General features: G+C 63.1%; 20 protein-coding genes and 2 pseudogenes. 18 read left to right on the top strand and 4 right to left on the bottom strand.

Annotated elements, in window-relative coordinates; genetic code table 11:
• Positions 1-12: 12 nt before the first annotated feature.
• Both NKG95_RS07660 and NKG95_RS07655 read right to left on the bottom strand, forming a co-directional pair.
• Positions 13-1,086: a Gfo/Idh/MocA family protein gene (locus NKG95_RS07660; protein WP_502913934.1), complete on the bottom strand. Its 1,074-nt coding sequence runs from the start codon at positions 1,084-1,086 to the stop codon at positions 13-15.
• Between the two features lie 60 nt (positions 1,087-1,146).
• Complete coding sequence (locus tag NKG95_RS07655) at positions 1,147-1,803, bottom strand: GntR family transcriptional regulator (protein WP_353040350.1); 657 nt, start codon at positions 1,801-1,803, stop codon at positions 1,147-1,149.
• Positions 1,804-2,031: 228 nt separating this feature from the next.
• On the opposite strand from NKG95_RS07655, the gene NKG95_RS07650 reads away from it, so the two are divergent.
• Both NKG95_RS07650 and NKG95_RS07645 read left to right on the top strand, forming a co-directional pair.
• On the top strand, positions 2,032-3,189 hold the full coding sequence (locus tag NKG95_RS07650) for an LLM class flavin-dependent oxidoreductase (RefSeq protein WP_353040349.1): 1,158 nt from the start codon (positions 2,032-2,034) through the stop codon (positions 3,187-3,189).
• Positions 3,189-3,671: a flavin reductase family protein gene (locus NKG95_RS07645; RefSeq protein WP_353019299.1), complete on the top strand. Its 483-nt coding sequence runs from the start codon at positions 3,189-3,191 to the stop codon at positions 3,669-3,671. The genes NKG95_RS07650 and NKG95_RS07645 overlap by 1 nt, the downstream gene beginning before the upstream one ends.
• On the opposite strand, the gene NKG95_RS07640 is transcribed toward NKG95_RS07645, so the two are convergent.
• Entirely contained in the window at positions 3,656-4,750 is a 1,095-nt protein-coding gene (locus tag NKG95_RS07640; protein ID WP_502913930.1) for a LacI family DNA-binding transcriptional regulator, read from the bottom strand. The two genes, NKG95_RS07645 and NKG95_RS07640, sit on opposite strands and share 16 nt — an antisense overlap.
• Positions 4,751-4,833: 83 nt before the next feature.
• Between NKG95_RS07640 and bglB the strand changes: the two genes are divergently transcribed.
• The 7 genes from bglB to NKG95_RS07605 all read left to right on the top strand — a co-directional run bounded on the left by bglB (position 4,834) and on the right by NKG95_RS07605 (position 13,796).
• Positions 4,834-5,934: a beta-galactosidase BglB gene (gene bglB, locus NKG95_RS07635; RefSeq protein WP_353040348.1), complete on the top strand. Its 1,101-nt coding sequence runs from the start codon at positions 4,834-4,836 to the stop codon at positions 5,932-5,934.
• The gene (gene kduI, locus NKG95_RS07630; RefSeq protein ID WP_353040347.1) at positions 5,931-6,704 is read left to right on the top strand and encodes a 5-dehydro-4-deoxy-D-glucuronate isomerase; all 774 of its coding nucleotides are present in this window, start codon (positions 5,931-5,933) and stop codon (positions 6,702-6,704) included. The genes bglB and kduI overlap by 4 nt, the downstream gene beginning before the upstream one ends.
• Positions 6,705-6,759: 55 nt before the next feature.
• Positions 6,760-9,276: a hypothetical protein gene (locus NKG95_RS07625; protein ID WP_353040346.1), complete on the top strand. Its 2,517-nt coding sequence runs from the start codon at positions 6,760-6,762 to the stop codon at positions 9,274-9,276.
• An 87-nt stretch (positions 9,277-9,363) separates the two neighbouring features.
• Complete coding sequence (locus NKG95_RS07620; protein ID WP_353040345.1) at positions 9,364-10,632, top strand: ABC transporter substrate-binding protein; 1,269 nt, start codon at positions 9,364-9,366, stop codon at positions 10,630-10,632.
• On the top strand, positions 10,629-11,651 hold the full coding sequence (locus tag NKG95_RS07615; protein WP_502913929.1) for a carbohydrate ABC transporter permease: 1,023 nt from the start codon (positions 10,629-10,631) through the stop codon (positions 11,649-11,651). Before NKG95_RS07620 ends, NKG95_RS07615 begins: the two co-directional genes overlap by 4 nt.
• The gene (locus tag NKG95_RS07610; protein ID WP_023716976.1) at positions 11,648-12,700 is read left to right on the top strand and encodes a carbohydrate ABC transporter permease; all 1,053 of its coding nucleotides are present in this window, start codon (positions 11,648-11,650) and stop codon (positions 12,698-12,700) included. The genes NKG95_RS07615 and NKG95_RS07610 overlap by 4 nt, the downstream gene beginning before the upstream one ends.
• A gap of 7 nt (positions 12,701-12,707) precedes the next feature.
• Positions 12,708-13,796, top strand: a complete 1,089-nt coding sequence (locus NKG95_RS07605) for an ABC transporter ATP-binding protein (RefSeq protein ID WP_352483677.1) — start codon at positions 12,708-12,710, stop codon at positions 13,794-13,796.
• On the opposite strand, the gene NKG95_RS07600 is transcribed toward NKG95_RS07605, so the two are convergent.
• Positions 13,793-14,017, bottom strand: coding sequence for a hypothetical protein (locus NKG95_RS07600; protein ID WP_353040344.1), 225 nt, complete (start codon positions 14,015-14,017; stop codon positions 13,793-13,795). The two genes, NKG95_RS07605 and NKG95_RS07600, sit on opposite strands and share 4 nt — an antisense overlap.
• A 338-nt stretch (positions 14,018-14,355) precedes the next feature.
• Between NKG95_RS07600 and NKG95_RS07595 the strand changes: the two genes are divergently transcribed.
• The 9 genes and pseudogenes from NKG95_RS07595 (at position 14,356) to NKG95_RS07565 (ending at position 25,081) form a co-directional block, all read left to right on the top strand.
• A complete protein-coding gene (locus NKG95_RS07595) occupies positions 14,356-15,396 on the top strand; it encodes an HlyD family secretion protein (protein WP_353040343.1) in 1,041 nt (346 codons plus the stop codon).
• Positions 15,393-16,973: an MFS transporter gene (locus NKG95_RS07590; protein ID WP_353040342.1), complete on the top strand. Its 1,581-nt coding sequence runs from the start codon at positions 15,393-15,395 to the stop codon at positions 16,971-16,973. The genes NKG95_RS07595 and NKG95_RS07590 overlap by 4 nt, the downstream gene beginning before the upstream one ends.
• 422 nt (positions 16,974-17,395) lie before the next feature.
• A complete protein-coding gene (locus NKG95_RS07585) occupies positions 17,396-20,524 on the top strand; it encodes a PAS domain-containing protein (RefSeq protein ID WP_353040341.1) in 3,129 nt (1,042 codons plus the stop codon).
• Between the two features lie 391 nt (positions 20,525-20,915).
• Positions 20,916-22,688 (top strand): annotated as a pseudogene (locus tag NKG95_RS07580) (MASE1 domain-containing protein); the annotation flags it as partial.
• Between the two features lie 30 nt (positions 22,689-22,718).
• Positions 22,719-22,895, top strand: a pseudogene (locus NKG95_RS34265) (histidine kinase dimerization/phospho-acceptor domain-containing protein); the annotation flags it as partial.
• Positions 22,896-22,931: 36 nt separating this feature from the next.
• Positions 22,932-23,378 carry a sensor histidine kinase gene (locus tag NKG95_RS34260; RefSeq protein ID WP_502913933.1) on the top strand — a complete coding sequence of 149 codons (447 nt, stop codon included), beginning with the start codon at positions 22,932-22,934 and terminating at the stop codon, positions 23,376-23,378.
• Positions 23,375-24,016 carry a response regulator transcription factor gene (locus tag NKG95_RS07575; protein ID WP_353040340.1) on the top strand — a complete coding sequence of 214 codons (642 nt, stop codon included), beginning with the start codon at positions 23,375-23,377 and terminating at the stop codon, positions 24,014-24,016. Before NKG95_RS34260 ends, NKG95_RS07575 begins: the two co-directional genes overlap by 4 nt.
• Positions 24,017-24,018: 2 nt before the next feature.
• Positions 24,019-24,408 carry a response regulator gene (locus NKG95_RS07570; RefSeq protein ID WP_023716983.1) on the top strand — a complete coding sequence of 130 codons (390 nt, stop codon included), beginning with the start codon at positions 24,019-24,021 and terminating at the stop codon, positions 24,406-24,408.
• Positions 24,398-25,081: a response regulator transcription factor gene (locus NKG95_RS07565; protein ID WP_353040339.1), complete on the top strand. Its 684-nt coding sequence runs from the start codon at positions 24,398-24,400 to the stop codon at positions 25,079-25,081. The genes NKG95_RS07570 and NKG95_RS07565 overlap by 11 nt, the downstream gene beginning before the upstream one ends.
• Positions 25,082-25,570: the final 489 nt, after the last annotated feature.

Here is a 25,570-nt window from a genome sequence, read left to right as displayed (position 1 = left end):
GCGTGGTCGGCCTCAGGTCGGCAACGCGAATTCAACGGCAAGTTCGATGGCGCGGCCTTCGCGGGCCGATCTCTGGGCGGCGAGACCCATGACGACGGCCCACCAGCCGTCTTGCAAGGTCACTTCCACTTTGCCTTGTCCGCGCACCGCAGCGGTGAAGCGGACATGCTCGAAATAGGTCGAACCGTTATGGTCGCCTGCCTCGAGCAGCCGGGGGTCGACGGGAATCTCCAGCAGGCGTGGTCCAGGCGGATTGCGCGGGCTGACGATCAACTGGGGCACTGGCGCAGGGCCAAGGTGGGTCGGCCAGAAGCGACCGGGACCCGGCACCAGACACTCGATCTTTCCGTCGCCGCCGACAGCGCAGAGTTCCTCCTGGTAGCGGCTGCCCTCGGCGAACATGCAGAGTTCCAGCATGGCGCGCGCACCGCTCGCGAAATCAACCAGCACATAGCCATGGTCAAGGATATCCGGCCTCTCACCGCCGTAGCGTTCGTCGAGATGGTTTACGGCCTGTCCAGCGCTCGCCATCACGCGGACGGGGTCGGATCCGAGGATCAGCCGCATCAGGTCGAAGAAGTGGCAGCACTTCTCGACGAACGTGCCGCCGGTGTTGCGGTTGAAGCGGTTCCAGTCGCCGACCTTGGTCAGAAACGGGAAACGGTGCTCGCGGACCGTCAGCATGCGGATGCCGCCGGTGGCGTGGCGCGCCTGCTCGATGAATGCGGCGACGGGCGGCATATAGCGGTATTCCATGGCCACCCACACGAGCGGAAGCCGAGCTTTCAGCGCCGCGATCCGCCCCTCGCCAGCGGCGTCGGTGAAGAGCGGCTTTTCCACCAGCACCGGCAGTGGTCGAAGTGCGGCGATCTGCTCCATCTGACCGAGGTGCTGGTGGTTGGGGCTGGCAATCAAGACGCAGTCTACCTCGTCCATGGCCAGCAGTTTGGCGATCGATGCCGCCGATCGCGCGCCCGACGCCGTCGCCAGCGACGCCGCCAACATGCCGGGGTCCGGCTCGAAGATCGCGGCCACATGCGCGTCGGGCAACAGAGCGATGTTGCGGATGTGCTCGCGGCCCATCATGCCGCAGCCGATGATGCCGTAGCCGATCGATGATCTGGTCACGCTGCGACTTCCTCCGGCCTATCTGAAACGCGTGACGTAGCGCGCCGCGCCCGGATCGAACCAGCTGCGGGAATATTCCGCGCTGGCGCCGTCGCCAGCCCAGGCGATACGTTCAATGAAACCCACGACCGTCCCCGGCGATGGCCTGAACTCGAGCGGGACCCAGTCCGGCGCGGGTGCGACGGCAACATGGTCTTCGGCGCGAACGATCGTAAAGCCGAGCGCGAGCCGGTAGTGGAGATAGAGGGATTCCGACAGGTCCTCGCGCTTGAGCCGCTCGGCGCGGCTGACGTCGAGCCAGATCTCCTCGACCGCGGCCGGCTCGCCGTCGAGCCGCCGCAGCCGGCGTATACGGTGGGCTTCGCCGGCGCTGCCGAATTGCGGCAGGTCGGCGGGCTTGGGCAGCCGCTCGACGGACAGCACGTCGGCGCTCGGCAGGCCGCCACCGCCGATGCGCTCCAGGCGAAAGAAGGCATAGATCCCGAGCAAGTCGCCGCGCGCTCGCACATAGTTACCCGAGCCCTGGATGCGGTCGAGAAGGCCCTTTTCGGTCAAATCTGCCAGCGCGCGCCTGAGCGTGCCGACGGCAATTCCGAGGCTCGCGGCCATCTCGCGCTCGGGCGGCAGCCGCGCCCCGTCGGCCAGCCGTCCGGCCGCGATTTCGCGGATCAGCATTTCGCTGGTCTGCAAGTGCACAGGCAAGGGCCCGCGCATCTGGCTGGATCGGTGGCCGGGGTCCGCCCTTGTCAAATGCATCCGGTGTTCCAATCGCATCCCGGTTTCGGGTTTGGCTCCAAAATTGATACAGTATTGATCTACACAAAAACGAATGCTACGCAAGCCTTATTCGCAGCTCCGGACGTCATTGAAGAGTGGCCCGGACGTCTTTTCTGAAGAGTGGCAATGAGCATCGTCCCAATCACCTCGCCGGATCTCGATGCTGCCGAAGTCTCGTGGTTCGCCGCACTCTGCTCGGACGACTATCGTTATCTCGGCGTTCCGGACGGCGCACTGCGCTCGAGCTGGGCGCATTGCTCCGAGATCGTGAAGACGTCCGAGGCACTCGGTTTCCGCAACATCTTGTGTCCGTCGTCCTATCAGGTCGGCCAGGACACGCTGAGCTTCGTTGCCGGCTGCGCGCCGATCACGTCGAAGATCAATCTGCTTGCCGCTGTGCGCTGCGGCGAGATGCAGCCGATCATGCTGGCGCGCACGATTGCGACGCTGGACCACATGCTGGAAGGCCGGCTGACGCTGAACGTCATTTCGTCGGACTTTCCGGGCGAGACAGCCGACAGCGCCTACCGCTATCAGCGTTCCCGCGAGGTGGTGCAGATCCTGCGCCAGGCCTGGACCAGGGACAGCATCGATTTCGAGGGCGGGGTCTATCGCTACAAAGGGCTCTCGACGGCGCCGGCGAAGCCCTATCAGCAGAATGGCGGCCCGCTGCTCTATTTCGGCGGTTATTCGCCCGACGCGCTCGAGCTTTGCGCCGAACAGTGCGACGTCTACCTGATGTGGCCGGAAACCAAGGAGGAGCTTGCCGGCCGCATGAGAGCAGTCCACGAGCGCGCCGAGCGTCATGGGCGGACGCTCGACTACGGCCTGCGCGTCCACATGATCGTGCGCGATACCGAGGCAGAGGCAAAGGAATATGCCCGGGAGCTGGTTTCGAGGCTGGACGACGAGCAGGGCAGGGCGATCCGCGAGCGCGCGCTCGACGCCCGATCGCTCGGCGTATCGCACCAGGCCAGGAACCGCCAGATCGCCGATGCCGAAGGCTATGTCGAGCCGCATCTGTGGACGGGGGTCGGGCGAGCGCGCTCTGGCTGCGGCGCGGCGCTGGTGGGCTCGACCGATCAGGTTCTGTCGGAAATCGAGGCGTATATGAAGATGGGGATCCGCGCCTTCATCTTTTCCGGCTACCCCCATCTCGACGAGGCGCGTCGTTTCGGCACCAAGGTCCTGCCCCAGCTCAAGACATGCTCGCTCCCGCACGCCTATGGCCGGGTGCCCGAACGGATCCCGGCGACACCACTGGGAACGGGGGAGCGCCGCTGATGGAGCATGTCGTGTGCGATCCAGGCCTTTTGCGCAATGCCTTCGGGCGTTTCGCCACCGGCGTCACGGTCGTCACCACCGGCACGGCCGACGGCCCGGTCGCAATCACTGCCAACAGCTTCTCATCCGTGTCGCTCGACCCGCCGCTGGTGCTCTGGTCGATCGGCCGCCACTCGCGCCGGTTCGAAGCCTTCGCTAATTCCGCGCACTACGCCATTCACGTGCTGGCGGAAGATCAAATCGATCTGTGCTGGCGTTTTTCGAAGTCGGGGACGGACTTTGCCGATCTTGACCTGTCGTGGAGCGAGCACGGCGTGCCATTGCTGCCGCGAGCACTGGCGCGGTTCGAATGCAGCGTCGCCGACCGCTTCCCGGCTGGCGACCATATGATCCTGCTTGGACGTGTCCTTGAACTGCAGACGCAAGAGGGTTTGCCGCTGCTCTTTGCTGGCGGCAAGTCGCGCGCTCAAGAGGCCAGCTGATGATCGCCGGCGCCGCTCCGGGCTGGTGCCGTCGACTGGCGCACCACGAGATTGCAAGCAAGTTCGACGCGACGCGGCGGCGACCCCGAATGGGCCATGTCGTCGAGCAGCAGGCTAAGCGCCGCCGATCCGATCTCGCGCATGGGAATGTGCATCGCCGTCAGCGGCGGGTTGCAGAAGGCAGCGAGCGGCAAGTCGTCCATGCCGACCACGGACACATCGTCAGGCACCGAATATCCGGCCTCCTGGACGCCGGCGATGGCACCAAACGCCAGGCTGTCGCCAGCCGTCAGCACGGCGGTGAAATCGAGGCCGCGGGCCGCGATGCGCTCGGTCACGGCCCTGCTTGCAAGTTCCGGCAGCCAGTCCTGCACCTCGACCACGAAGTCGTCGAAGCCGGCAATGCCGGCCGTGATCAGCGCGTCGCGCCAACCTTCGTAGCGCCGCTCGATCGTGCGCCGGCCACGCCGCATCAGGAACAGGATGCGGCGGTGGCCGAGGCCGATCAGATGCTGCGCGGCAAGCATGGCGGCAGAGCGATTGCAGGGCGTCACGCTCGAATGGCGCATCGAGGGATCGTCGCCGTTGACGAGCACGATCGGTTTGGCGAATCCGGCTGTCAGCGTCAGCACGTCATCGTCGTCCAGCGTCAGAAACAGGCAGCCGGCGACGCTGTCGTCGTGCTCGGATTCACGCAGCAGCGCGATTTCGTCCTCGGGCGCCGAAACCGGCCGGGTCACCAGTTCGACGCCCAGCAACCGGGCGCGCTCGTTGAGCCCGTCAAGGACATGGTAGGTGAACTGATTGCGGGCACTGTCCACCATTGCCACGCTGCTTGCGGCCAGGATGACCTTGCGGCCGGCAACCGAGGCGGGAATGGCATAGTTCATCGACTTCGCCGTTTCGATGATCTTGGTGCGAAGCTCGTCCCTCACGCCGCCGACGCCGCTCAGCGCACGAGAGGCGGTGCTGACCGACACGCCGCAACGCGCCGCGATCTCCTCAAGTCGAATGCGGCGGCTGGGGCGGCCGCGCTTGCCCTGGATATTCATCCGCTCCGTCACCTCCGGCAAAGTCATCCGATTAATGCAAAAAATTTTCGGATTGCGCAAGAAAAATGGCTGTGAAACAGTTCCGATGAAGCGGGAGAAACGGAGGAGTGATGCCGCTATCGGCCGAACGCCTGAATTCCGCGCTTGCCAGCCTCGTGGCCGGCATGACCGGCTTGCGTCATGACGGGCGGTTCCATGAGCCGAATCTCGACGGCACGCCGGGCGACTATGTCAGCTTTGACAGCTGGGAATGGCCGCAAGGCGTCGGGCTCTACGGGCTGGTTCGACTGTGGGCGCAAACCGGCGACGATCGGCTGCTGCAGACGATCGAGGCCTGGTACGACCGACGCATCGCTGCCGGTCTCCCTGCGATGAACGTCAACACCACCGCGCCTCTGCTGGCGCTAAGTGAATTGTGGCGGCGCCGCCGCCAGCCGCGTTTCGAGCCGGTCCTGCGCGAATGGGCCGAGCAGGTAGCCACCGTCTTGCCACGGACGCCAGAAGGCGGTTTCCAGCATGATGTTTCGGACCGGGTCAACGACGACGAATTGTGGGACGACACGCTGTTCATGGTAGCACTGTTCCTCGCATCGTATGGCCAGGCTGCCGGCCAGCGTCGCTTCGTCGAGGAAGCAGAACGGCAATTCCTGGTCCACGCCCGTTATCTCGCCGACCCGGCATCAGGGCTGTGGTTCCACGGCTGGACGTTCGCGGGACGGCACAATTTCGCCCGCGCGCTTTGGGCGAGAGGCAATGCCTGGATCACGGTCGGTATCCTCGACCTGGTGGAGTTCGCCGAAATTGCGCCTTCGGTTCGGGCCTATCTGCTCGGCGTGCTGGAGACGCAGATCAACGCCCTGCTCAAGGTGCAGGCAGGTTCGGGCGCCTGGCACACTCTGCTCGACGACCCGACGTCTTACGAGGAGATTTCTGCCACGGCCGGTTTCGGCTACGGGCTGATGAAAGCCGCGCGGCTCGGAATCGGCTCGACAGAGTGCCGTGCCGCCGGGCTCCGCGCCTTGGAAGCCGTGGTGGCCAACATCGATGACAAAGGTGTGGTGGCGAACGTGTCCTATGGCACACGCATGGGCGCCGACCTGCAGTTCTATCGCGGTATACCCATCCATCCGACGGGCTACGGGCAGGCGCTGGCCATTCTGTGCCTGACCGAAGGGGCGCGGCATCTGCAGCCGAAGGTGGAGGCGGCATGATGCGGACGCTCTATGGCGCGTCGCCGGCCGACATTGCCGGCATGGACACGGACCGGCTGAGGACCGAGTTCCTGGTCGACGGCTTGTTCCGGCCTGGCGCGATCGAATTCGTCTACACCCATGTCGACCGCATGATCGTCAGTGGCGCGGTGCCGCTGGCCAACCCGCTGACATTCGGCAACGGGGCCGAAGTCGGCACCGCGCTCTTCTTTGACGCGCGCGAGATGGGCATTGCCAATCTCGGCGGCAATGGCGCGGTCGCGGTGGACGGCAGGCGCTTTCCCGTGGCTAACCGCGACATCGTCTATGTCGGACGCGGAGCACGCGAGGTGACGCTGGAGAGCGACGATCCGGAGAGGCCGGCACGCTTCTATATGAACTCGGTGCCGGCCGGCGCCGATATTGCGCACCGTCTCATCGTCAGCAGCGAAGCCAAGCCGCTTGTGCTCGGCGAGGAGGCTCGTGCGAACAAGCGCACGCTGCGCATGTACATCCATCCCGAAGTGGCCCCGTCCTGCCTCTTGCTGATGGGGATCACCGACCTCGCGCCGGGCAGTGTGTGGAATACTATGCCGCCGCATCTGCATGAGCGGCGCATGGAAGCTTATTGCTACTTCGACCTCGCCGAGGCCGACCGTGTGGTCCATCTGATGGGCCGGCCTGACAAGACGCGCCACCTGATGGTTGCGGACGGTGACGTTGTCCTGTCGCCCGCCTGGTCTATCCATATGGGTGCCGGCACCGGCCCTATGCTTTCGTCTGGGGCATGACCGGCGAAAACCAGGCCTACACCGATGTCGATCCAGTACCCGTGAAGGATTTGCGATGAGCGAGGCCGCGCAAAGCGTTCGGACGGACTTTACGCTGCGCCGGCCGCTCGTGGCGGGGCAGCCAATCGTCTATTGGCGGCTCGGGTCTATCGCCGAGCAACGCTACGACGTGGCCGACCAGCCCATGCAAGGCGAGATGGATCCCTTCTTCTTCCTTACCAAGCACAAGAATTTCATTCCCCATGAATATCCGTGCCGCACGCAGTTCGCAGCGGAACGACGCGGCAAGCGACCACAGGTCAGCGCCGAATTCGGCGCTGAGCGCATCTGGCTGCCCTTCGCCTCGCCACGCATAGACCTGTCGGGCTTCTGGTTCCGGCCGACGGTGCTTGGAACCTGGGCCGAGACCACCATCGAGGCGGCCTCGAGTGGCGAGGTGATGGTACGGCTGCGTACATGCGGCGGCGCCATACTCTTTGCCAATGGCGAGGAAGCCGGCTGGATGGCGCCCTACGGCCGCAATCTGGAAAGTGCCGAGCACTTCAAGATCGTGCTGAGGGTCGGCCGCAACGACATTCGCATATGGTTCGACGATCTCGCCGAGCGCGACGCCCGCTACTATTTCCAGCTCGATTATCTATCCGGTCCGGCTGCTTCGGTCGCACTGCCGATCGAAGTCGAGAGCGGCGTTGCCGATGCGATGGAAGCAGCCCTCGACGACATGCATTTCGACCGTCCCGCCTATGACGGCGGCGAGGTGGCGCTCGTCACCGGCGTGGCCCTGCCGCGCGACGCGCAAGTTGAGATCGAGATCGAAGGCGATTTCATGTCGATCGAGACGCCGGTGCGCTTCGCCTTCGATCTGCCAACGGGCCAGACGCGGCTGCCGATCGCCGATACCGAGCAGCTGCCGGCCGACTTTCGCCATTTCAAGGTAACGCTGAGGGTCGCAGACCATGCCGTAACGCGTGTCTTCGGCGTCGAGATATGCCACGCGCGCCGTCAGGGCGAGGCACCGGAAACGCTTGCCGCGCGTATAGATGAGGCTCTGCGCGAGGTCGCCGGTCACGCCGAGGCCGATACGGTGCGCGCGCTGGCGCGCCTGGCGATCGGGCAGCAGGGCGCCGAGACCGACGCCATGATCTCCGGCGCGCTGCCGGCGATCGAGGATTGTCACGATTGCGCCGACTTCATCCTGGTGCCGCTGCTGTGGTGCCGCAAGGCCTATGGCGATCGGCTGGAAGTGAGCCTGCGCGCGCGCGTCGACAACGCCATCCTCGCCTATCGCTACTGGATGGACGAGCCCGGCAATGATGTGCAGTGGTACTTCTCCGAGAACCACGCGCTGCTCTTCCACACCGCCGCCTATATTGCTGGGGGCCTATTGCCTGATGCACGGTTCGTGCGGTCGGGCCGCCTTGGCCGCGAACAGTCCGCGGTGGGGGCCGCGCGGGTGCGAGCCTGGCTCGACCATTTCGAGGCATGGGAGATGGCCGAGTTCAACTCGGCACCCTATTTTCCGATCGACCTCAAGGGCCTGTGCGCACTCTACGCGCTGGCCCCGGACAAGGACATCGCCGAACGTGCCGGCAAGGCAATCATACGCCTGCTTGAAATCGTCGCCCGCTCGGCGCATCGCGGCATCCTCACCGGGGCGCAGGGCCGCTCCTATGAGCACACGCTGCGCGCCGCGCGTTCCCTGGAATTATCCGGCATCTGCCGCATGCTTTGGGGCAGGGGCAATTACGGCATGCGCTTTCACGCGCTGCCGCAGCTGGCACTCTGCCTGCAAGATCACGATTTGAGCGTTCCGGACGGGTTGGCAGCAATTGCTTCCCTCACCGAGGATACGGCGTGGGAATGGACTTTCGCGCAGGGACAAGACCGCTTCGCGCGGCTCTACCACTACAAGACGCGCGGCCATGCGATGGGCAGCGCCGCTGGCTATCGCTGGAATCAATGGGGTTATCAGGAGACCGTCATTCACGCCCGGCTGGGCAAGAATCCGGATGCGCAGATCTGGATCAACCACCCCGGCGAAGTGCTTCAGTCGGGATATGGCAGACCATCATATTGGGGCGGCTCAGGCACTTTGCCCCGGCTTCACCAATACCGCGACCTCGCCGTCGTCAGCTTCTCCTGCTCGGAACAGCCCGACTTCACGCACGCCTGGTTCCCCGCACGTGCCTTCGATGCCGTGCAAATGGGTGGCGATCGGGCGTTCGCGCAATCGGGCGACGCCTTCGTCATGCTCAAGACGGATGTGTCGCTCACGCAGGTCGTGGCCGGCCCGACCGCCGGCAACGAGTTGCGGGCGGCGGGACGCAGGACGACGTGGCTCGTTCGCCTCGGTGACCGGAATGCCAATCTGTCGGCCCTTGACGCCTGGACTGCCGTTTTTGGGGATCTGTCGGTGCGGCCAGGTCCCGACGGCGAGTTGATCGTCGAGGATCCGGAGTACGGCACGGTGCATTTCCTCGCCGACGCAAGGATCGTGGCTGAGGGACGTACACTCGATCCGGCCAACTGGACCGTGCGCGGTGAGGCGATGCGCATGAAGCACAGAGAGTAGGGAGGAAATCGGCTGCGACGCTCAAGAGGAGAGGGCGTGGCCGCTTGAACCATCGGGGCGCCGCCCCGCTAAAGGAGGAGACGAAGCATGAATAAGACCCGCACTTTGCTGGCCGCGCTATCGGTCAGCCTGCTCGCATCGACCAGCGCATTCGCCGGCGACGTGCGCATCATGTGGTATTCGGACGGTGTCGAGGGCGATGTCATCCAGGACATTCTGAACCGCTTCATGAAAGACAATCCCGACATCCACGTCACCCTCGACAACGTCGCCTACAAGGTGATCCAGGAGCAGTTGCCCATCCAGCTCGAAGCCGGCCAGGGTCCGGACATCGCCCGCGTCACCAATATCAAGGAGCTTGCCCAGCATTGGCTCGATCTCAGGCCACTGGTGGTCGATCCGAAATATTGGGAGGACAATTTCGCTGACACGCTGGACTGGATGCGCCCCGACGGCTCCAACGCCATCCCGGGTTTCATGACCCAGCTCACGCTCACCGGCGGCTTCGCCAACAAGACGCTGTTCGAACAGGCCGGCGTGCCGCTGCCCGGCGACAAGGCGACCTGGGACGACTGGATCAACGCCGCCGCCGAGGTGGCGAAGAGCCAGCAGCTTCCGGCTGCCTTCGCCATCGACCGTTCCGGTCACCGCATTTCGGGTCCGAATGTCTCCTTCGGAGCGAACTATATCGGCCCCGATGGCATGCCGGCGAAAGTGGACGACGGCACTAAGGCGTTCGTCGGCAAGCTCGTCGACTGGACCGCCAAGGGCCTGATGCTGAAGGATACCTGGGTGTCAGCGGCAGGCTCGACCTATCGCGCGGCCGCCGATGACTTCATCAACGCCCAGATCCCGTTCTACTATTCGGGCAGCTGGCAGGTCGCCAATCTGTCGACCAAGATCGGCGACAGTTTCGACTGGGTGGCAACCGGCTCGCCCTGCGGTACTGCAGGCTGTTCGGGCGTGAAAGGCGGCGCGGCGCTGGTCGCCATCAAATACACGAAGAATCCCAAGGACGTCGCTAAGGTCATGGATTATCTGGCCCGTGAAGACGTGGTGAAAGAGTTCAGCGAGCGCACGCTGTTTCTGCCCGCGCACAAGGGCGTCGTAGACAAGGGCGGGCTGAAATGGGTCTCGGCCGACAAGAATGTCGGTCCGGCGCTCGACAAATTCGTCAAGGCGGCGGGTGAAACCCTGCCGGCGGCCGATGCGCTGCCGCCGTGGAAGTGGGCCAATGCTTACTTCGCCGCGCTGGTGACGCGCGTCAGCCAGGTGATGGCCGGCGAGCTCAGCCTCGACGATGCCTGGGGCAGGATCGACCAGGATATCGCCGACAAGGTTGCCGAGGCGAAGTGACCGCCGCCGCGACACTGAAGGCATGGATTGGCGCCGCCCTCGCGGCGCCGGTCGTGTGGCTGGCATCGATCGTCAACGTGCCGCTGAAGTTCTGGCAGCGCGCGACGGGCACCGGCGGCATGGCCGCGTTCTTCCTGGCCCCAAACATGGCGATCTTCGGCATTTTCGTCCTGGTGCCGATGATCATCAACTTCTTCTATTCGGCCACGTCAGGAACGGCCTACTTCCTGCAGGGCCGAACCTATGTCGGGCTCGAGCAATACCAGCGCCTGCTCGATTGCGGCAACTACCTGGACACTGCCACTTGCCACGAGGATCTCTTCTGGAAGGCCGTGCACAATACCGGCCTGTTCGTCGTCGTGCAGGTGGCGCTGATGACGGTCGTGTCGATGGCGACAGCGCTGATCCTCAACCGTGAGATCGTCGGGCGCAGCTTCTGGCGCGCGGTGTTCTTCTTTCCGGTGCTGCTGTCGCCCGTCGTCACCGGTCTGATCTGGCGCTGGATCCTGCAACGCCAGGGCTTGCTGAACCTGATCGTCCATGATCTGGGCGGCGAGCCGCACAACTGGCTGACCGACCGCTTCTGGGCTTTCACCGCCGCCGTCAGCGTTTCGGTCTGGGCCCATATGGGCTTTTATACGCTTATCCTGCTTGCCGGATTGCAGGCGATCCCGCGCGACCTTTACGAAGCGGCCGAGATGGACGGCACGAAGCCGGCGCGGGTGTTCTGGCGCATCACGCTGCCGCTGCTGATGCCTAACCTGCTTGTCGTCATCGTGCTGACGCTGATCCGCGCCGTGCAGATCTTCGACGAAGTCTATGTGCTGACGGGTGGAGGGCCGGGAACCTCGACCCTCTATATCACGCAGTACATCTATGAGATCGGCTTCGCCTCCCTGCTGCGCAATCCGGGGCTGGCTTCGGCGGCTTCGATCTTGATGGGGTTGGTGCTGGTCGTGCTCACCTTAGTTCAGCTGCAGGTCGGACGCCGGGGTGAGCGGAAAGGAGCCCGCGAATGAGCAGCGTCATGACATTCCTGACCCGCCGGCGCGGCGGTCGCGGCTGGCACTGGACGGATATCGTGAGCTGGCTGTGGCTGCTCGGCGGCGTTGTCATCATGTTCGGTCCGGCCGTTTGGCTGGTGGGTTCGTCATTCAAGACACCGGCACAGCTCGCCGAGTTCCCGCCGACCATAATGCCTTATGTCAGCCAACAGGCGAGGGTCGAAGGCTACGATAAGCCGCTGGCCCTCTACAGGGTGAAGCTTCCGGATGGTTCGACCAAGGTGCTGGCCGAGGTGCGGCGCATCGGCATCATGGCGCAAATGGTGGACCCGCAGGCGCCGAACGATATCGTCAAGGTCAACATCGCCGACCGGCAGCCGGTGCGCGAAATCGGCTTCGCAACGGAGAACTACACCGAGCCCTTCGTCCATTTCGACTTCCTGCGCTATCTGCGCAATTCGGTCTTTGTGACGGCAATGGCGACGCTGATCACGCTGCTCACCAATTCGATGGCCGCCTTCGCCTTGTCGAAATACAAGTTCCGCGGCCGCGATCTGACGATGCTTGTGATCGTCGGTACGCTGATGGTGCCGCTGTCGGTCATCCTGGTGCCGCTCTATTCGGTGGTGGGCGCCGTCGGACTGCTCGATTCGCTGTGGGGCGTGATCTTGCCGACCGTGGCGACGCCGACCGGCGTCTTCCTGCTGCGCCAATATATGCTGACCATCCCGGACGAGCTGCTCGATGCGGCGCGCATGGACAACGCTTCCGAATGGCAGATCTACTGGCGCATCGTATTGCCGCTTGCAGCACCGGCGCTCGCCGTGCTGGCGATCTTCTCGGTCGTCTGGCGCTGGAACGACTTTCTGTGGCCGCTGGTGGTGCTGTCGCGCAAGGAACTCTACACACTCCAGGTCGGCCTCAACACCTATGCCGGCCAGCTAAACGTGCAGTGGCACTACATCCTGGCGATGACCGTGGTGACGATGATCCCCGTCGTCCTCGTCTTCGTCTTCCTGCAGCGTTACATCACTTCCGGCATTGCCGGCACCGGACTGAAGTGAGGATGTCATGGGACGGATAACGCTGACCAACATCGATCGCGCTTACGGCAAGATGAAGATCTTGCACGGCATCAACCTCGACGTCGGGGACGGCGAGATGCTAGTCCTCGTCGGCCCGTCGGGTTGCGGCAAGTCCACGCTGCTGCGGCTGATTGCCGGGCTCGATCGGCCGACCGACGGCAAGATCGAGATCGACGGGGTCGACGTCACCAACGTTTCGGCCGCGCAGCGCGGTCTGGCGATGGTGTTCCAGTCTTACGCGCTCTACCCGCACATGAGCGTGCGCCAGAACCTCGCCTTCGGGCTCGAAAACATCCGTATGCCGAAAGCCGAGATCGACGCGCGGATCACGGAAGCGACGCGCATGCTGGAAATTGCTTCCTATCTAGACCGCCGGCCCGGTCAATTGTCGGGCGGCCAGAAGCAGCGCGTGGCGATCGGCCGTGCGGTGGTGCGCAATCCGACCGCCTTTCTACTCGACGAACCGCTGTCCAACCTCGATGCCGAACTGCGCATCACCATGCGCGCTGAACTGGCGGGCCTGCACCGGCGGCTGGCAACCACGATGATCTACGTCACCCATGACCAGATCGAGGCGATGACGCTGGCGGACCGCATCGTGGTCATGCGCTCGGGGCGGATCGAACAGGTCGGCCGGCCGCTCGATCTCTACAACGCGCCGGCCAACCTGTTCGTCGCCGGCTTCATCGGCGCGCCGCGGATGAACCTGCTGCCGGTGAAGGTGCGTTCGGCAAGCGGCGCCGAGGTGCGTGTCGAAGGTCCGGGCGGGCTGTCGGCCTCGGTCGCCGCCGACGGGGTCGCGCTGAAACCGGGAGACGACGCGACGCTTGGCATCCGACCACACGACATCCAACTTTCGGATGGCAGCAAGGGATCGGTGGAAGCGCGGATAACGCTGGCCGAGGCGCTGGGACCGGAAACCGTTGTCCACGCCACCATTGCCGGCGACAGCAAACTTATCGCCGTTCTCAAGCAGCAGGGCGTTGAATCGCAAGGGCCGCCGATCCACCTCGCTCTGCCGCCGGAGCGCATGCATCTCTTCGATGCCGCCGGGCTGCGTGTCGCACCGCGTTAGCCGGAGGCAAGATAGCGGGTTGTTTCATGAACTGTCGCAACTGCCGCACGGCGAACGCGTGTTGCGCGCTTGTCAAATACAAAATAGGTGAACGTTAAGACAACCAAACTCTTCAAGAGGGCGCTCTCTGCGATCATTGCTGCCACGGGATGTCCGGAATTTACTTCAAAGTGGATTTTCTCGTGGACGGTCTTCGGCAATACGGAGATCCGCGCCGCCACGTTCGCGCGCCTGAATCCGGCCGACTGACAATACGACCTGTGCTGAGGTTCAGTACGAACTACCGATCAGGGCAAATGGGATGTTCGTCCGCATGATAGCGGCGAGGTCGTGAAATCCGCGATCGTTCTTCAGTTCTGCCTTGTTGCAGAGCCGCAGCTCGAAGGAGACGTTCTCGTGAGACTCTATTGCGCACCGTGGGTTTGCAGCCTTGCCGAACGGCTCGCTCTTCGGCAGGCGGAGATCTCCTTCGATAGTGCGCGCGTCGACTTGGGGTCGAGGCAATCATGAGCCAACCCGCAAGATCGCGATCGCCCTCGTTGCCCTTATGGTGCTGCCAATGGCAGCTATTTGGAGCTGGCAGTGGTTTACAAGGGGCCGGTTCGAGGAAACGACCGATAACGCCTATCTCCGTGGAGACATTACCAGCATCGCTCCGAAGCTCGCCGGTTACGTCGTCGAAGTCGACATAGACGACAATGCCAGTGTGTCAAAAGGTGCTGTCCTGTTTCGCATCGACGACAGCGACTACAAGGCCAAGGCGGAGCAGGCGAAAGCCAACGTCGCCGCCCGGCAGGCGGAAATCGCCAACATCAAGGCGACCCGTGAACTGCAGGACGCATTGATCGCGCAGGCCGAGGCGCAGAAGCAATCTGCCGCAGCCGACCTGCAATTCGCCCGCGCCAACTTAAGCCGCTACGTCACGCTGCAGAAGAACGGAACCGCAAGCGATCAGAAGCTGCAGGATGCGCAGGCCGGCCATGACAAGGCAAGGGCATCGCTGGACGGCGCAGAGGCCAATCTGTTGGCTCAGAAGTTGAAGCTCGGCGTCCTGGATGCACAATTGTCCGGCGCGCAGGCAGCCCTGTCGCAGGCACAGGCAGCGCTCGACCTGGCAATGCTAGACCTGGCCAACACCGTCGTGAGGGCCCCGGTCGACGGCATCGTCGGCAATCGCCAGATCCGGGTCGGCCGCTATGTTACTCCAGGGACGGCAGCCCTGGACATCGTTCCGGTTAACGATGTCTGGATCGTCGCCAACTTCAAGGAAACACAGCTGAAGCAGGTTGAGATCGGCCAACGGGTCCGCGCCATGGTCGACCAATATCCAGATCTTGAAATCGACGGTGTTGTCGACAGTTTCGCTCCTGGCAGCGGCGCAGCCTTCAGCCTGCTGCCGCCGGACAATGCCACCGGAAATTTCATTCGAGTCGTCCAACGCGTGCCGGTCAAGATCAGGATGACGCGCAATCCGTTGCCCGGCCGCCTGGTTCCGGGACTCTCGGCTCGCGTTGCCATCACCGTCGGCGCCGGGGATGCTCCGGCCGTAGCGCAGGAAATGCAGACAGGCAGGACCGCGAACGGGCGCTCAGCGCAATGATGCACCTCGCCGAAACGGCGGCTGTGCAGCGCCATCCCGGCACCCTGCGCGCTTCCTTGATAGCAATCGGCGTCGTGCTGGCCGCCTTCATGGACGCGGTCGCATCCACCGCACTGTCCATCGGCCGGATCGACATGCTTGGCGACACCTACGCAACGTCGGACGAGCTGGCGATGGTCGACGTGGTTTTCATCGCGGCGAAGCTGACGGCGTTCCTTGTCGCTCCGCTTCTTGTAACGGCAGCCAGGCCGACCGCCTGCCTCCGCGCGGGGGTTGTCGCCCTTCTGCTGGCATCCGCGGCCTTGACGTTGTCGGTGGACCTCACCTGGATTTGCATCTGCCGCATTGTCCAGGGGCTGGCCGGCGGCACAATTCTCGTCGCCGGCCAGACGCTGCTGTTCTTTCGCTTCCCGCATCGGCATCAGCCGGTCGTTCAGGCAGTTTTTGCCGTAGGCGCCGTCATGGCTCCGACGACCGTCACGCCGGCCCTGCAGGGCTGGCTTGTCGACCATCTTACCTGGGAGTGGATATTCCTGAGCATCATTCCGCTCGGCATCGTCTCCCTTGTCCTGTTGGCGGCGGACGGCGATCGGACCTTTTGGCGGAAAACCAGGTTTCCTGCCGTCGAGATATTGTTGCTCGGCATCAGCGCCGCGCTTTTGACCTACGTCTTGCTGCAAGGCAGCAGGTTCAACTGGTTCGACGACACCGACATCACCTTCCTTGCCGCAACTGGTATGACGGCCGCCGGCCTTCTGGCCGTCTGGGAGACCCGCCTTCGTTCAGAAGGCTCACTGCTGGCCATCTCGCCCCTTGGCAATCCGGACTTTCGCTTTGGCCTTCTCGTCAGCTTCGTCGCCGGCTCTGCCCTTTCAGGCAGCGCCTATCTCATTCCGGCTTTTGCCCTCAACGTGCTCGATTTTACCGCCACGGGCGCAGGAGTGCTTCTGCTGCCTAGCGGAGCCATGCTCGCGCTTGGACTTCTGTTGTCCGGCTTCGTCATCCAAAAGACCGGGATGCGCCCGATCACGCTTGCGCCGTTTGGCATTCTGCTCTTCGCAGGCGCCATGTGGCTGCTGTCCGCTTCGACGAGCGGTAGCGGATCACCGGACCTGACCCTTGCTCTGCTGCTGCGAGGATTCGGCCTCGGCCTTCTGTTCGTGGCACTGACGCTGATTACACTGCAGGGCCTTGCCCCTGATGCGCTGCCGTTCGGCATCGGGCTGTTCAACTTCGGCAAGCAGGCGGGCGGTCTGACCGGCACAGCCCTCTTGCAGACGTATATTGATCACCAGAATGTCCACAACCGGACGATACTGACGTCCCACCTCGTCAATGGCGATCCAGCCGTGGACCAGCGCTTGAGAGCCACTGCGAACGTTCTGGCGAATAGTATCGACAGCGCCGCGGCAACCAAGGCCGCGCTGCCGCTGCTGCAGCGCGCGCTTGAGAAGCAGGTCGCCACGATCTCGTTCGACGAAGCTTTCTTCGCGCTCGTCCTGCTGTTCGCGGTCGCTGCGCCCTGTCTCATTGTCGCCAAACAATTGCTCGCCCGCCAAGCCGCTCCGCAGAACTAAAACCGCGTCCAGGCCCTATACTTTGGAACAGATGTTTTGGTCGGGCGAGGCTTCCAGATTATCTCATGAGCCGTGTTAACCGGACGAGACAGGGATGACGAATGCAGAGGTTTTTCCGGTTTCACTCTGCAGCCGACGAAGAGGCAGCCGAGCGTCTTACCTGTCCGGCTCGTATTTCCCAGTGGTGGGTGTTGACGCGTCGATCCGCGTCGCTTCTTGCCCGAGGCGATCGTTAGGCGCGCCGTAGCGGCCGGGCCGCCGCAGCGGCGATATCTCCGCGCAATGCATGGATTTCCATGAGATGCAGCCGGGGCATCGCGGGACTAGATTTAGGCGGTGAGTTCGCCTGTCCAGATATTGAAAACAAGTGCTATATCAGGCGCTGACCGTCCCCAGGCTTTTTTGTCCGACAGGAGAAGCCAATGACAGCAGCGTCCAACTCACTTGGCGAAATCGACCCCGAAGCAACGCTCGCGCTGCAAATCATCGAGAGCATGCCCGGCCACGCGTGGGCAGCCGATGCCGCCGGAAGATTCACCTATGTCAGCCCAACCACCGTGGCGTTCTTCGGCAACACGCATGAGGATCTCAACACTTCCGAAGACGACGATGAGTTCGGCTGGCGTCGAGCCGTCCATCCCGACGATTATGATCCTGTAGCCGCCAGATGGCGGCATTGCCTCGAAACCGGCGATCCCTATGATACCGAGCATCGTCTGCGGCGCGCCGATGGCGTCTATCGCTGGTTTCGAAGCTCAGGACGACCATTTCGCGATAGCCAGGGCCGCATCGTTCAATGGTACGGCACGACAATAGACATTGAGGACCAGAAGCGGGCCGAGTCAGCATTGCGTGACCGCGAGCGGGAACTCTCGCAACTGGTGGACATGGTCCCGAGTCACATCTGGCGCCTCGATCCCGACGGCGAGCCGATCTTCTTCAATGGGCGCATGGTCGACTTTCTCGGCCTCGACGCAGCGGATCTGGACCGACCGGGCATGAGCCGGCTGGCAGCGATGATACAGGCCGCCGTTCATCCGGACGACGCGGCAGCATTCGGCGATGCACTCCGTGGTTGCTTCGCTACCGGTGCGAGCTTCGCCATGCGCTATCGCCTGCGCCGTGCCGATGGCGTCTATCGCTGGATGTCGAGCCGGGCGGAGCCGATGCGCGATGACGCTGGCCGCATCGTCCAGTGGTACGGCCTCTGTCACGACATAGACGATCAGATGCACGCTGAAGCGGCGTTGCGGCAGAGCGAGCAGCAACTTCAGCACATGATCGACGCCGTGCCGGTCCGCATCTGGAGCGTGATGCCAACCGGCGGGCCGGTCTACTTCAACAAGCGGTACCAGGACCATTTCCGCTCCGTTATCGCCAACTTTGATGCGCTCGGCGAGCCGGGCATCGAAACGTTGCTGCACGAGGTGATTCATCCCGAAGATGCGCCCGAGGTGCAGCGCACGTTGCTGAGGTGTTTCGAAACAGGCGGCGGCTCCGCGATGCGGTTTCGCTGGCGCGAAAAAGACGGCATCTATCGCTGGGCTGAGTGCAGGGTCGAGCCGCGGCGCGATGACGACGGAACGGTCGTGCAGTGGTACGGGGTTTCTCTCGACATCGACGATGAGGTGCGCGCGCAAGCGGCGTTGCGCAAAAGCGAGCGGCGCCTTCAGCAGCTTATCGATACCGTGCCCGCTTTGATCTGGAGTACGACACGGGAAGGGACGCCTTCCTACGTCAACAAGCGGTTCACCGACGTAACCGGGGCCACGCTCGGTGACATCACCGCCCCGGACGGCTCGCCGTCGCTGAGCGTGATCCATCCCGACGATATCGACACGGCACGGCAGGCGATCCGCCATTCATTCGCAACGGGCGTGCCTTACGTTCAGAGATATCGCCAGAGGCGGGCCGACGGCGGCTATCGCTGGACCGAGACTCGCGCGGAGCCGTTGCGCGACGAAGATGGCAGCATCCTCCAGTGGTACGGCGTAAGCGTCGACATCCATGACCTGGTGACCACGCAAGCCGCATTGCACGACCGCGAACGAGAGCTCTCGCAGCTCGTCAACATGGTTCCGAGCTACCTCTGGCGGCTGTCTTCGAACGGCGAGCCGACCTTCTTCAACAGGCGCCTGATAGATTTTCTCGGCCTGGACATAGCGGACGCGGAAAAGCCGGACACGAGCCGGCTGGCGGCCTTCATTGCGACCGTCGTCCATCCCGACGATGCCGCCAGCCTGAGGGAAGCACTCAACAGCTGCTTCGCCACCGGCGAGCGCTTCTTCATGAAGTACCGCCTGCGGCGTGCCGACGGCGTTTATCGCTGGATGGAGGGTCGCGCGGAGCCGCTGCGGGATCCGGGTGGACGCATCGTCCAGTGGTACGGCCTTACGCACGACATCGACGATCAGCTGCGCGTCGAAGAGGCGCTGCGCGAGAGAGAACGCGCGCTCTGGCAGCTCGTTGAAACGCTGCCGGCAATGATCGATTGCGCCGCGCCGGATGGCGAGCCGATATATCGTAGCCAGCAGCTCCGCGAATTCCTCGGATACAATCTCGAGGAATTGGACGAAGCGGGAAAGTCCCGGCTGGCCGGCACACTCGACGCCGGTGTTCATCCCGACGACCTGACAGGTGTCAAAGAGAGATATGCCCATTGTTTGTCCACAGGCGAGCCGTATGCGCGACGGCACCGTCTGCGGCGCTTCGATGGTGAATATCGCTGGGTCGAGACGCGCGCCGCGCCGATGCGCAACGCTGAAGGTGCCATCGTGCAGTGGAACGTTATCTGCCTCGACATCGAAAATGAGGTGCGGACACAAGAGGAGCTTCGGCTGGCACAAGAGAGACTTGCGCGTGCGAGCCAGGCGGCGAGCCTTGCCGAACTCTCCGCATCCATCGCTCATGAGGTGAACCAGCCGCTGGCCGCCATCGTCGCCAACTCCAATGCATGCCACCGCTGGCTGTCCGCCGAGCCCCCGAACGTCGAGCGCGCGAAAATCACGGCCGAGCGCATCATCCGCGATGCCAACTCGGCAGCGGATGTCATCAGCCGCATCCGTGCCTTGTTCAGACCTTCGCTTGAAATGAGAACCAGCACGCCGATCCCCAGCGTGGTTGCCGAAGCACGTGACCTTATGGCCGAGGAAGCCATGCGGCGTCGCGTTCGCATGGACATCGACGTCGAAAGCAACCTTCCGCTGGTTGCGTTCGATCGCGTCCAGATCCAGCAGGTCTTGGTCAACCTCATTCGCAACGGCATGGAGGCGATGGACTCCACCGCGGGCGACAAGGTTCTCGGGCTGCGCGTGCGCCGGATAGAGGACACGATCCAGACCGAGGTCAGCGACCGCGGCCCGGGTATCGAACGTCCTAATAAGATATTCGAGCCGTTCTTTACGACGAAAGGGAACGGGATGGGCATGGGGCTGGCGATCTCCCGTTCGATCGTCGAGTCTCACGGCGGACGCCTATGGGCGGAGAACAGTGTGCCGCATGGAGCGACATTCATCTTCACTCTCCCGGTTGAAGCGAAAGCTGTGCAATGATGCCGGACGACGACAATCGTCCTCATCTTGGACGATGCTGAACGTATCCGGCGCTCAGCAAACGCTTGGTTTATTCTCCTTTCGGTGAAGGGCCTCGCCGCCCCGCGCAATGCATGGATTTCCATGAGGTGCGGTTGGGGCGTGGCGGGATTAGGGTGGCGGTGTGAGTCCGTCAGCCCAGATCCAGCTACCAAGAGCAAGTGCTATACGAAGCGCCGACAATCCCCAGAGTTTGTTTGTCCGTCAGGGGCACCCGATGACGACAGCGCCCAACTCACTTGGCGAGACCGATTCCAACGCAACGCGCGCGTTAACGCATGACTTGGACCGATCCGGACCGGGAAGTGGCCGACCTTTCGCGACGAATGAACCGGGCCTGATTCGCGGCAACATGATCAGCGATCTTGAAAGAGGCAGGTTATCGCGCGTCTGGTCGCACCGTCCCCAATTCTTGCATCTGGGGCTTTTTATTACGGCCTATGTCCTGGGCTGCGGCTTCGCCCAGTCGCTCGCAATCATACCTGGAACAGGGATTTCCATTTGGCCTCCGAGCGGGCTGTTCATCGCTACGCTTGTCTTCGCCTCCAGGTATAGCTGGCCGTGGTGGGTGCTGGGGGCCTGTCTGGCCGAACTGTTCAGCAACTTCTTGTGGTTCCACACTCCGCTGCCCGCGGCCTTCCTGATCTTTGCCGGCAACGCTCTTGAAGCGGTGGCCGGCGCATGGCTCGTGAACCAGACCTGCAAGCGCCCAGTTCGGCTGGAAACCTTGCGCGACGTTCTCGCATTCGTCGTACTGGCCGCTGGAATTGCGCCAGTTGCAAGCGCGACGGTGGGAAGTGCGGCGCTTGCGTGGTTTGGCATACAATCGCAAACCTTTGCGACGGCTTGGCCGCTGTGGTGGATCGGAGACGCGACGGGAGTCCTGATCGTAGCGCCACTGGCGCTGGTCGTGTTCCAGAACTGGCGCGGCAAGGCGCAGCTCTCAGCAGCGCGGTGGATGGAAGCTTGCGTCCTGGGGCTGATCTTTCTTGGTATCGCCGCCCTTTCCTTGAGCGGCTATCTGCCCTTCGCCTACATCATCATGCCGCCTCTTCTTTGGGCCGCAGTGCGCTTTGAGTTCAGAGGCGCCGCCGTAGCATTGACCGTCCTCGCTCTGATCACGGCGGTATTCACGATATCCGGCGCCAGCCAATTTGCCGGCGATCCCGAGTCCCAGAAGCACAACCAGATCATGCTGCAGCTTTTTCTGGCCATCTCGGCATTTTCGGCGCTCGTCGTGGCCGCCATATCCCGGCAGCATCAGGCGGCGGTGCTCACTTTGCGTGAAAGCCTTGAGGCATTGGGCGACCGGGAGCGGGAGCTCTCGCAGCTTGTCGACATGGTTCCGAGCCACGTTTGGCGCCTGAGGCCCGATGGCGATCCGACCTTTTTCAACAAGCGCATGGTCGACTTTCTCGGCCTGGACGTAACGGATTTGGACAAACCGGGCATCAGCCGGCTGGCGGCGATGATAGAGGCCGGCATCCATCCGGACGACGCAGCAGCATTCGGCGATACGCTCAGTCACTGCCTCGCCACCGGCGAGCGCTTCTCCATGAGGTATCGCTTGCGCCGCGCCGATGGCGTCTATCACTGGATGTCGAGCCGGGCGGAGCCGATGCGCGATCACACTGGCCGCATCGTCCAGTGGTACGGCCTCTGTCACGACATAGACGATCAAATGCAAGCTGAAGAGGCCCTGCGGCGGAGCGAATTGCAGCTTCAGCAGATGATTGACGCTGTGCCGGTCCGCATCTGGAGCGCGGTGCCGACCGGCGGGCCGGTCTACTTCAACAAGCGGTACCAGGACCATTTCCGCTCCGTGATCGCTGACTTCGAAGCACTCGGAGAGCCGCGCATTGAGGAATTGCTGCAAGAACTGGTTCATCCCGAAGATGCTCCCGAGGTGCTGCGCACGTTGCTGACCTGTTTCGAAACAGGCGGCGGTTCCGCGATGCGGTTTCGCTGGCGCGAAACAGATGGCTATCGCTGGGCGGAGTGCAGGGTCGAGCCGCGGCGTGATGAGGACGGGGCGGTCGTGCAATGGTACGGGGTTTCCCTCGACATCGACGAAGAGGTGCGCGCCCAGGAAGCGCTGCGACAAGCCTCCGACAAACTCGCGCAAGCCACTCAGGCTGCAAGTCTCGCCGAGCTTTCCGCTTCGATCGCGCACGAGGTGAATCAGCCGCTGGCCGCGATCGTCGCCAATTCCCATGCATGCCACCGTTGGCTGTCCGCCGCCCCGCCGAACGTCGAACGCGCGAAGATCACGGCCGAGCGCATCATCCGGGACGCAAATTCGGCGGCGGACGTCGTCGGCCGCATCCGCGCGCTGTTCAAGCAATCCACAGAGACGAGGACCAATGCGATGCTCAGCAGTGTCATCGCAGAGGCACGCGACCTCGTGGCCGAGGAAGCGATGCGGCGGGGCGTTCGCATCAGCGTTGATGTCGGAAGCGACATTCCGCTAGTCGCGTTCGATCGCGTCCAAATCCAGCAGGTTCTGGTCAATCTCATCCGCAACGGCATGGAGGCGATGGACTCTGGTGCGGACGACGGAGCTATCAGCATCCGCGTGCGCCATATCGGGGATGTTGTCCAGACCGAAGTCAGCGATCGCGGCCGGGGCATCGAGTTTCCCGACCGGATATTCGAACCGTTCTTTACCACGAAAGAGCAAGGGATGGGCATGGGACTGGCGATCTGCCGTTCGATCATCGAGTCGCACAGCGGCCGTTTATGGGTCGAGAAGAACGAACCACGTGGAGCGACGTTTATCTTCACGTTGCCGATTGAAGCGAAAGCGGCGTCATGACGACGGACGGCCAAATTGTCTTCATTGTAGATGACGATGAACGCATCCGGGAGGCGCTCAGTGAGCTGCTGGCTGCACACGGCATGCGCGCCGTGGCGTTCGGATCGGCAGGCGACTATATCCGCGCTGACAAGCCGGACGTCCCTGCCTGCCTCATCCTCGATATCGAGTTGCCGGATATCAATGGCCTCGATCTGCAGCGGCAAATTGCCGAGGGCGATCATCCGCCGATCGTTTTCCTGACAGGACATGGCGATATCCCGTCCTCGGTGCGTGCGATCAAGCACGGCGCCGTAGATTTCCTGACTAAGCCCTTCAGCGATGCAGACCTCATGGCCGCAATCCATGCAGCGATTGCCCAGGATCGGGTACAGCGATCGGAGCGCGCTGAGCTGGGCGCGTTGAAGCAACGTTATCTCGAGCTGACGCCGCGCGAACGTGAGGTGCTGCCGCTGGTGGTCAGCGGCTTGCTCAACAAGCAGGCCGCCGCTGAACTGGGGATCAGCGAAGTTACGCTGGAAATTCATAGAAGGAACGTCATGCAAAAGATGGTCGCGGCGTCGCTCGCCGACCTCGTTCGCATCGCCGAGCGATTGGGAATACCGATCACGCACTCGCGCCGGGCAGGGGGGAGCTGAGGGTGAGCAAGCGGAGGCCTGTCGTGGCGATTGTCGACGATGACCCAAGACTGCTCGAGTCGCTGGAGGACCTCTTGGAGTCCGCCGGCTATGTGGCACGCAGCTTCTCGTCGGCGGGGGCATTGCTGGTCAGCGGCCTGTCTGGATTGGACATGCTTATCACCGACATCGGGATGCCCGGCATGGACGGCTTTGAACTTCGTGACCTGGTCAAGAAGGCGCGTCCGGACCTGCCTGTGTTCCTGATCACCGGCCGCCACGAGATAGTGGATCAGCACCGCGCCAAGGGCATTGGCGGGCTTTTTCGCAAGCCATTCGATGGCCAGGCACTGCTTGCGGCGATCGGCGACGCTTTACGCAACCCAGAAACGGAGGCTAAACATGAGAGTTGACCAATTGCCCTTATCGAGATCGATACCGTCATCACAGCAGCGAAGGGCTGAAGCCGAGCAGCCGCTGGTCATTATCGTCGACGATGATGCCTCTGTTCGGGAAGCGCTGTCTGAATTGATCCTGTCGGCGGGTTTCCTGCCGGTGTGTTTTACCTCAACCCGTGAATTGCTTGACGCCGACGTGTTGGAGAGCCCCGGCTGCTTGATCCTCGACGTGCGCATGCCGGGGACGAGCGGTCTCGATCTGCAGCACCATCTTGCGAAAAACGGCAACCCCAAACCCATCATCTTCCTGACCGGGCATGGCGACATCCCGATGACTGTCCAGGCGATGAAGGCCGGCGCCGTGGACTTTCTCACCAAACCGGTGCGGGATCAGACGCTGCTTGACGCTGTGATCGCCGGCATTGCGGTGGATGCCAAACGGCGGGCGGATGCCGTGATCATCAAGCGCAACATCGAGCGCGTCGAGACGCTGACGCCGCGCGAGCGCGAGGTCCTGCGTGAAGTGGCGCGCGGGCGCCTCAACAAGCAGGTCGCCTTCGACCTCGGCATCAGTGAAGTGACCGTCAAGCTTCACCGCGGCAATGTCATGCGCAAGATGGAAGCCGCTTCCATCGGTGAGCTGATCCGGGCGTGGGAAACGCTGCCCGCGCCGATGCGCGAGGTCTAGAATTGGCACAAGCCGATCCATGCTCCATCCAATAGGATCGCCCAGCGCGCCCGGCCATTTCAGGCTGTGGGAAATTGCTTTCTTCAGCGCGCGCAGGCCTTCCTGCCCGTCGGCACGCTGCTGCTGCGGGTGGTCCTGATGTACATCGGTGGTCCTATTGGGTGTTTTGCGGCAAGGCCCGCGCCAACATCGCCACCACTGAGCGGCGCTCTTTTGCGGCGCCAGCCTGACCGACAAACTCGCAACATTTCATGCAACAGCAATTGACGCCGGCCATGCCGCGTCGGTCCCGCGCGCTACCCAAGCCTAAATTGACTTATGTCTATAAGAGCTTGCCTCGGCCCGTCCCCAATACTCGGCGTGCCTGCCCTGCACCTTGGCATCGTATGACAGATGCTTCCGTAGAATAGGTTCGCGGCCCGGATCGGTGCATCCTGTTCCTCGCAAGCCATCACGACCGTCGCGTTTCTACCGCTCCTCGCTCGCTCC

It is taken from the genome of Mesorhizobium sp. M1423 (genome assembly GCF_040317575.1).
Lineage (GTDB): Bacteria > Pseudomonadota > Alphaproteobacteria > Rhizobiales > Rhizobiaceae > Mesorhizobium.
The sequence above is the reverse complement of the archived record's forward strand: the minus strand, read 5'-3'. Positions and strand labels throughout refer to the sequence as shown.

Coding starts and splice junctions, on each gene's coding strand:
- NKG95_RS07660 (WP_502913934.1), bottom strand. CDS start 1,086: ATGATGGGCCGCGAGCACATCCGCAACATCGCTCTGTTGCCCGACGCG.
- NKG95_RS07655 (WP_353040350.1), bottom strand. CDS start 1,803: ATGCTGATCCGCGAAATCGCGGCCGGACGGCTGGCCGACGGGGCGCGG.
- NKG95_RS07650 (WP_353040349.1), top strand. CDS start 2,032: ATGAGCATCGTCCCAATCACCTCGCCGGATCTCGATGCTGCCGAAGTC.
- NKG95_RS07645 (WP_353019299.1), top strand. CDS start 3,189: ATGGAGCATGTCGTGTGCGATCCAGGCCTTTTGCGCAATGCCTTCGGG.
- NKG95_RS07640 (WP_502913930.1), bottom strand. CDS start 4,750: ATGACTTTGCCGGAGGTGACGGAGCGGATGAATATCCAGGGCAAGCGC.
- bglB (WP_353040348.1), top strand. CDS start 4,834: ATGCCGCTATCGGCCGAACGCCTGAATTCCGCGCTTGCCAGCCTCGTG.
- kduI (WP_353040347.1), top strand. CDS start 5,931: ATGATGCGGACGCTCTATGGCGCGTCGCCGGCCGACATTGCCGGCATG.
- NKG95_RS07625 (WP_353040346.1), top strand. CDS start 6,760: ATGAGCGAGGCCGCGCAAAGCGTTCGGACGGACTTTACGCTGCGCCGG.
- NKG95_RS07620 (WP_353040345.1), top strand. CDS start 9,364: ATGAATAAGACCCGCACTTTGCTGGCCGCGCTATCGGTCAGCCTGCTC.
- NKG95_RS07610 (WP_023716976.1), top strand. CDS start 11,648: ATGAGCAGCGTCATGACATTCCTGACCCGCCGGCGCGGCGGTCGCGGC.
- NKG95_RS07605 (WP_352483677.1), top strand. CDS start 12,708: ATGGGACGGATAACGCTGACCAACATCGATCGCGCTTACGGCAAGATG.
- NKG95_RS07595 (WP_353040343.1), top strand. CDS start 14,356: ATGGCAGCTATTTGGAGCTGGCAGTGGTTTACAAGGGGCCGGTTCGAG.
- NKG95_RS07590 (WP_353040342.1), top strand. CDS start 15,393: ATGATGCACCTCGCCGAAACGGCGGCTGTGCAGCGCCATCCCGGCACC.
- NKG95_RS07585 (WP_353040341.1), top strand. CDS start 17,396: ATGACAGCAGCGTCCAACTCACTTGGCGAAATCGACCCCGAAGCAACG.
- NKG95_RS34260 (WP_502913933.1), top strand. CDS start 22,932: ATGCTCAGCAGTGTCATCGCAGAGGCACGCGACCTCGTGGCCGAGGAA.
- NKG95_RS07575 (WP_353040340.1), top strand. CDS start 23,375: ATGACGACGGACGGCCAAATTGTCTTCATTGTAGATGACGATGAACGC.
- NKG95_RS07565 (WP_353040339.1), top strand. CDS start 24,398: ATGAGAGTTGACCAATTGCCCTTATCGAGATCGATACCGTCATCACAG.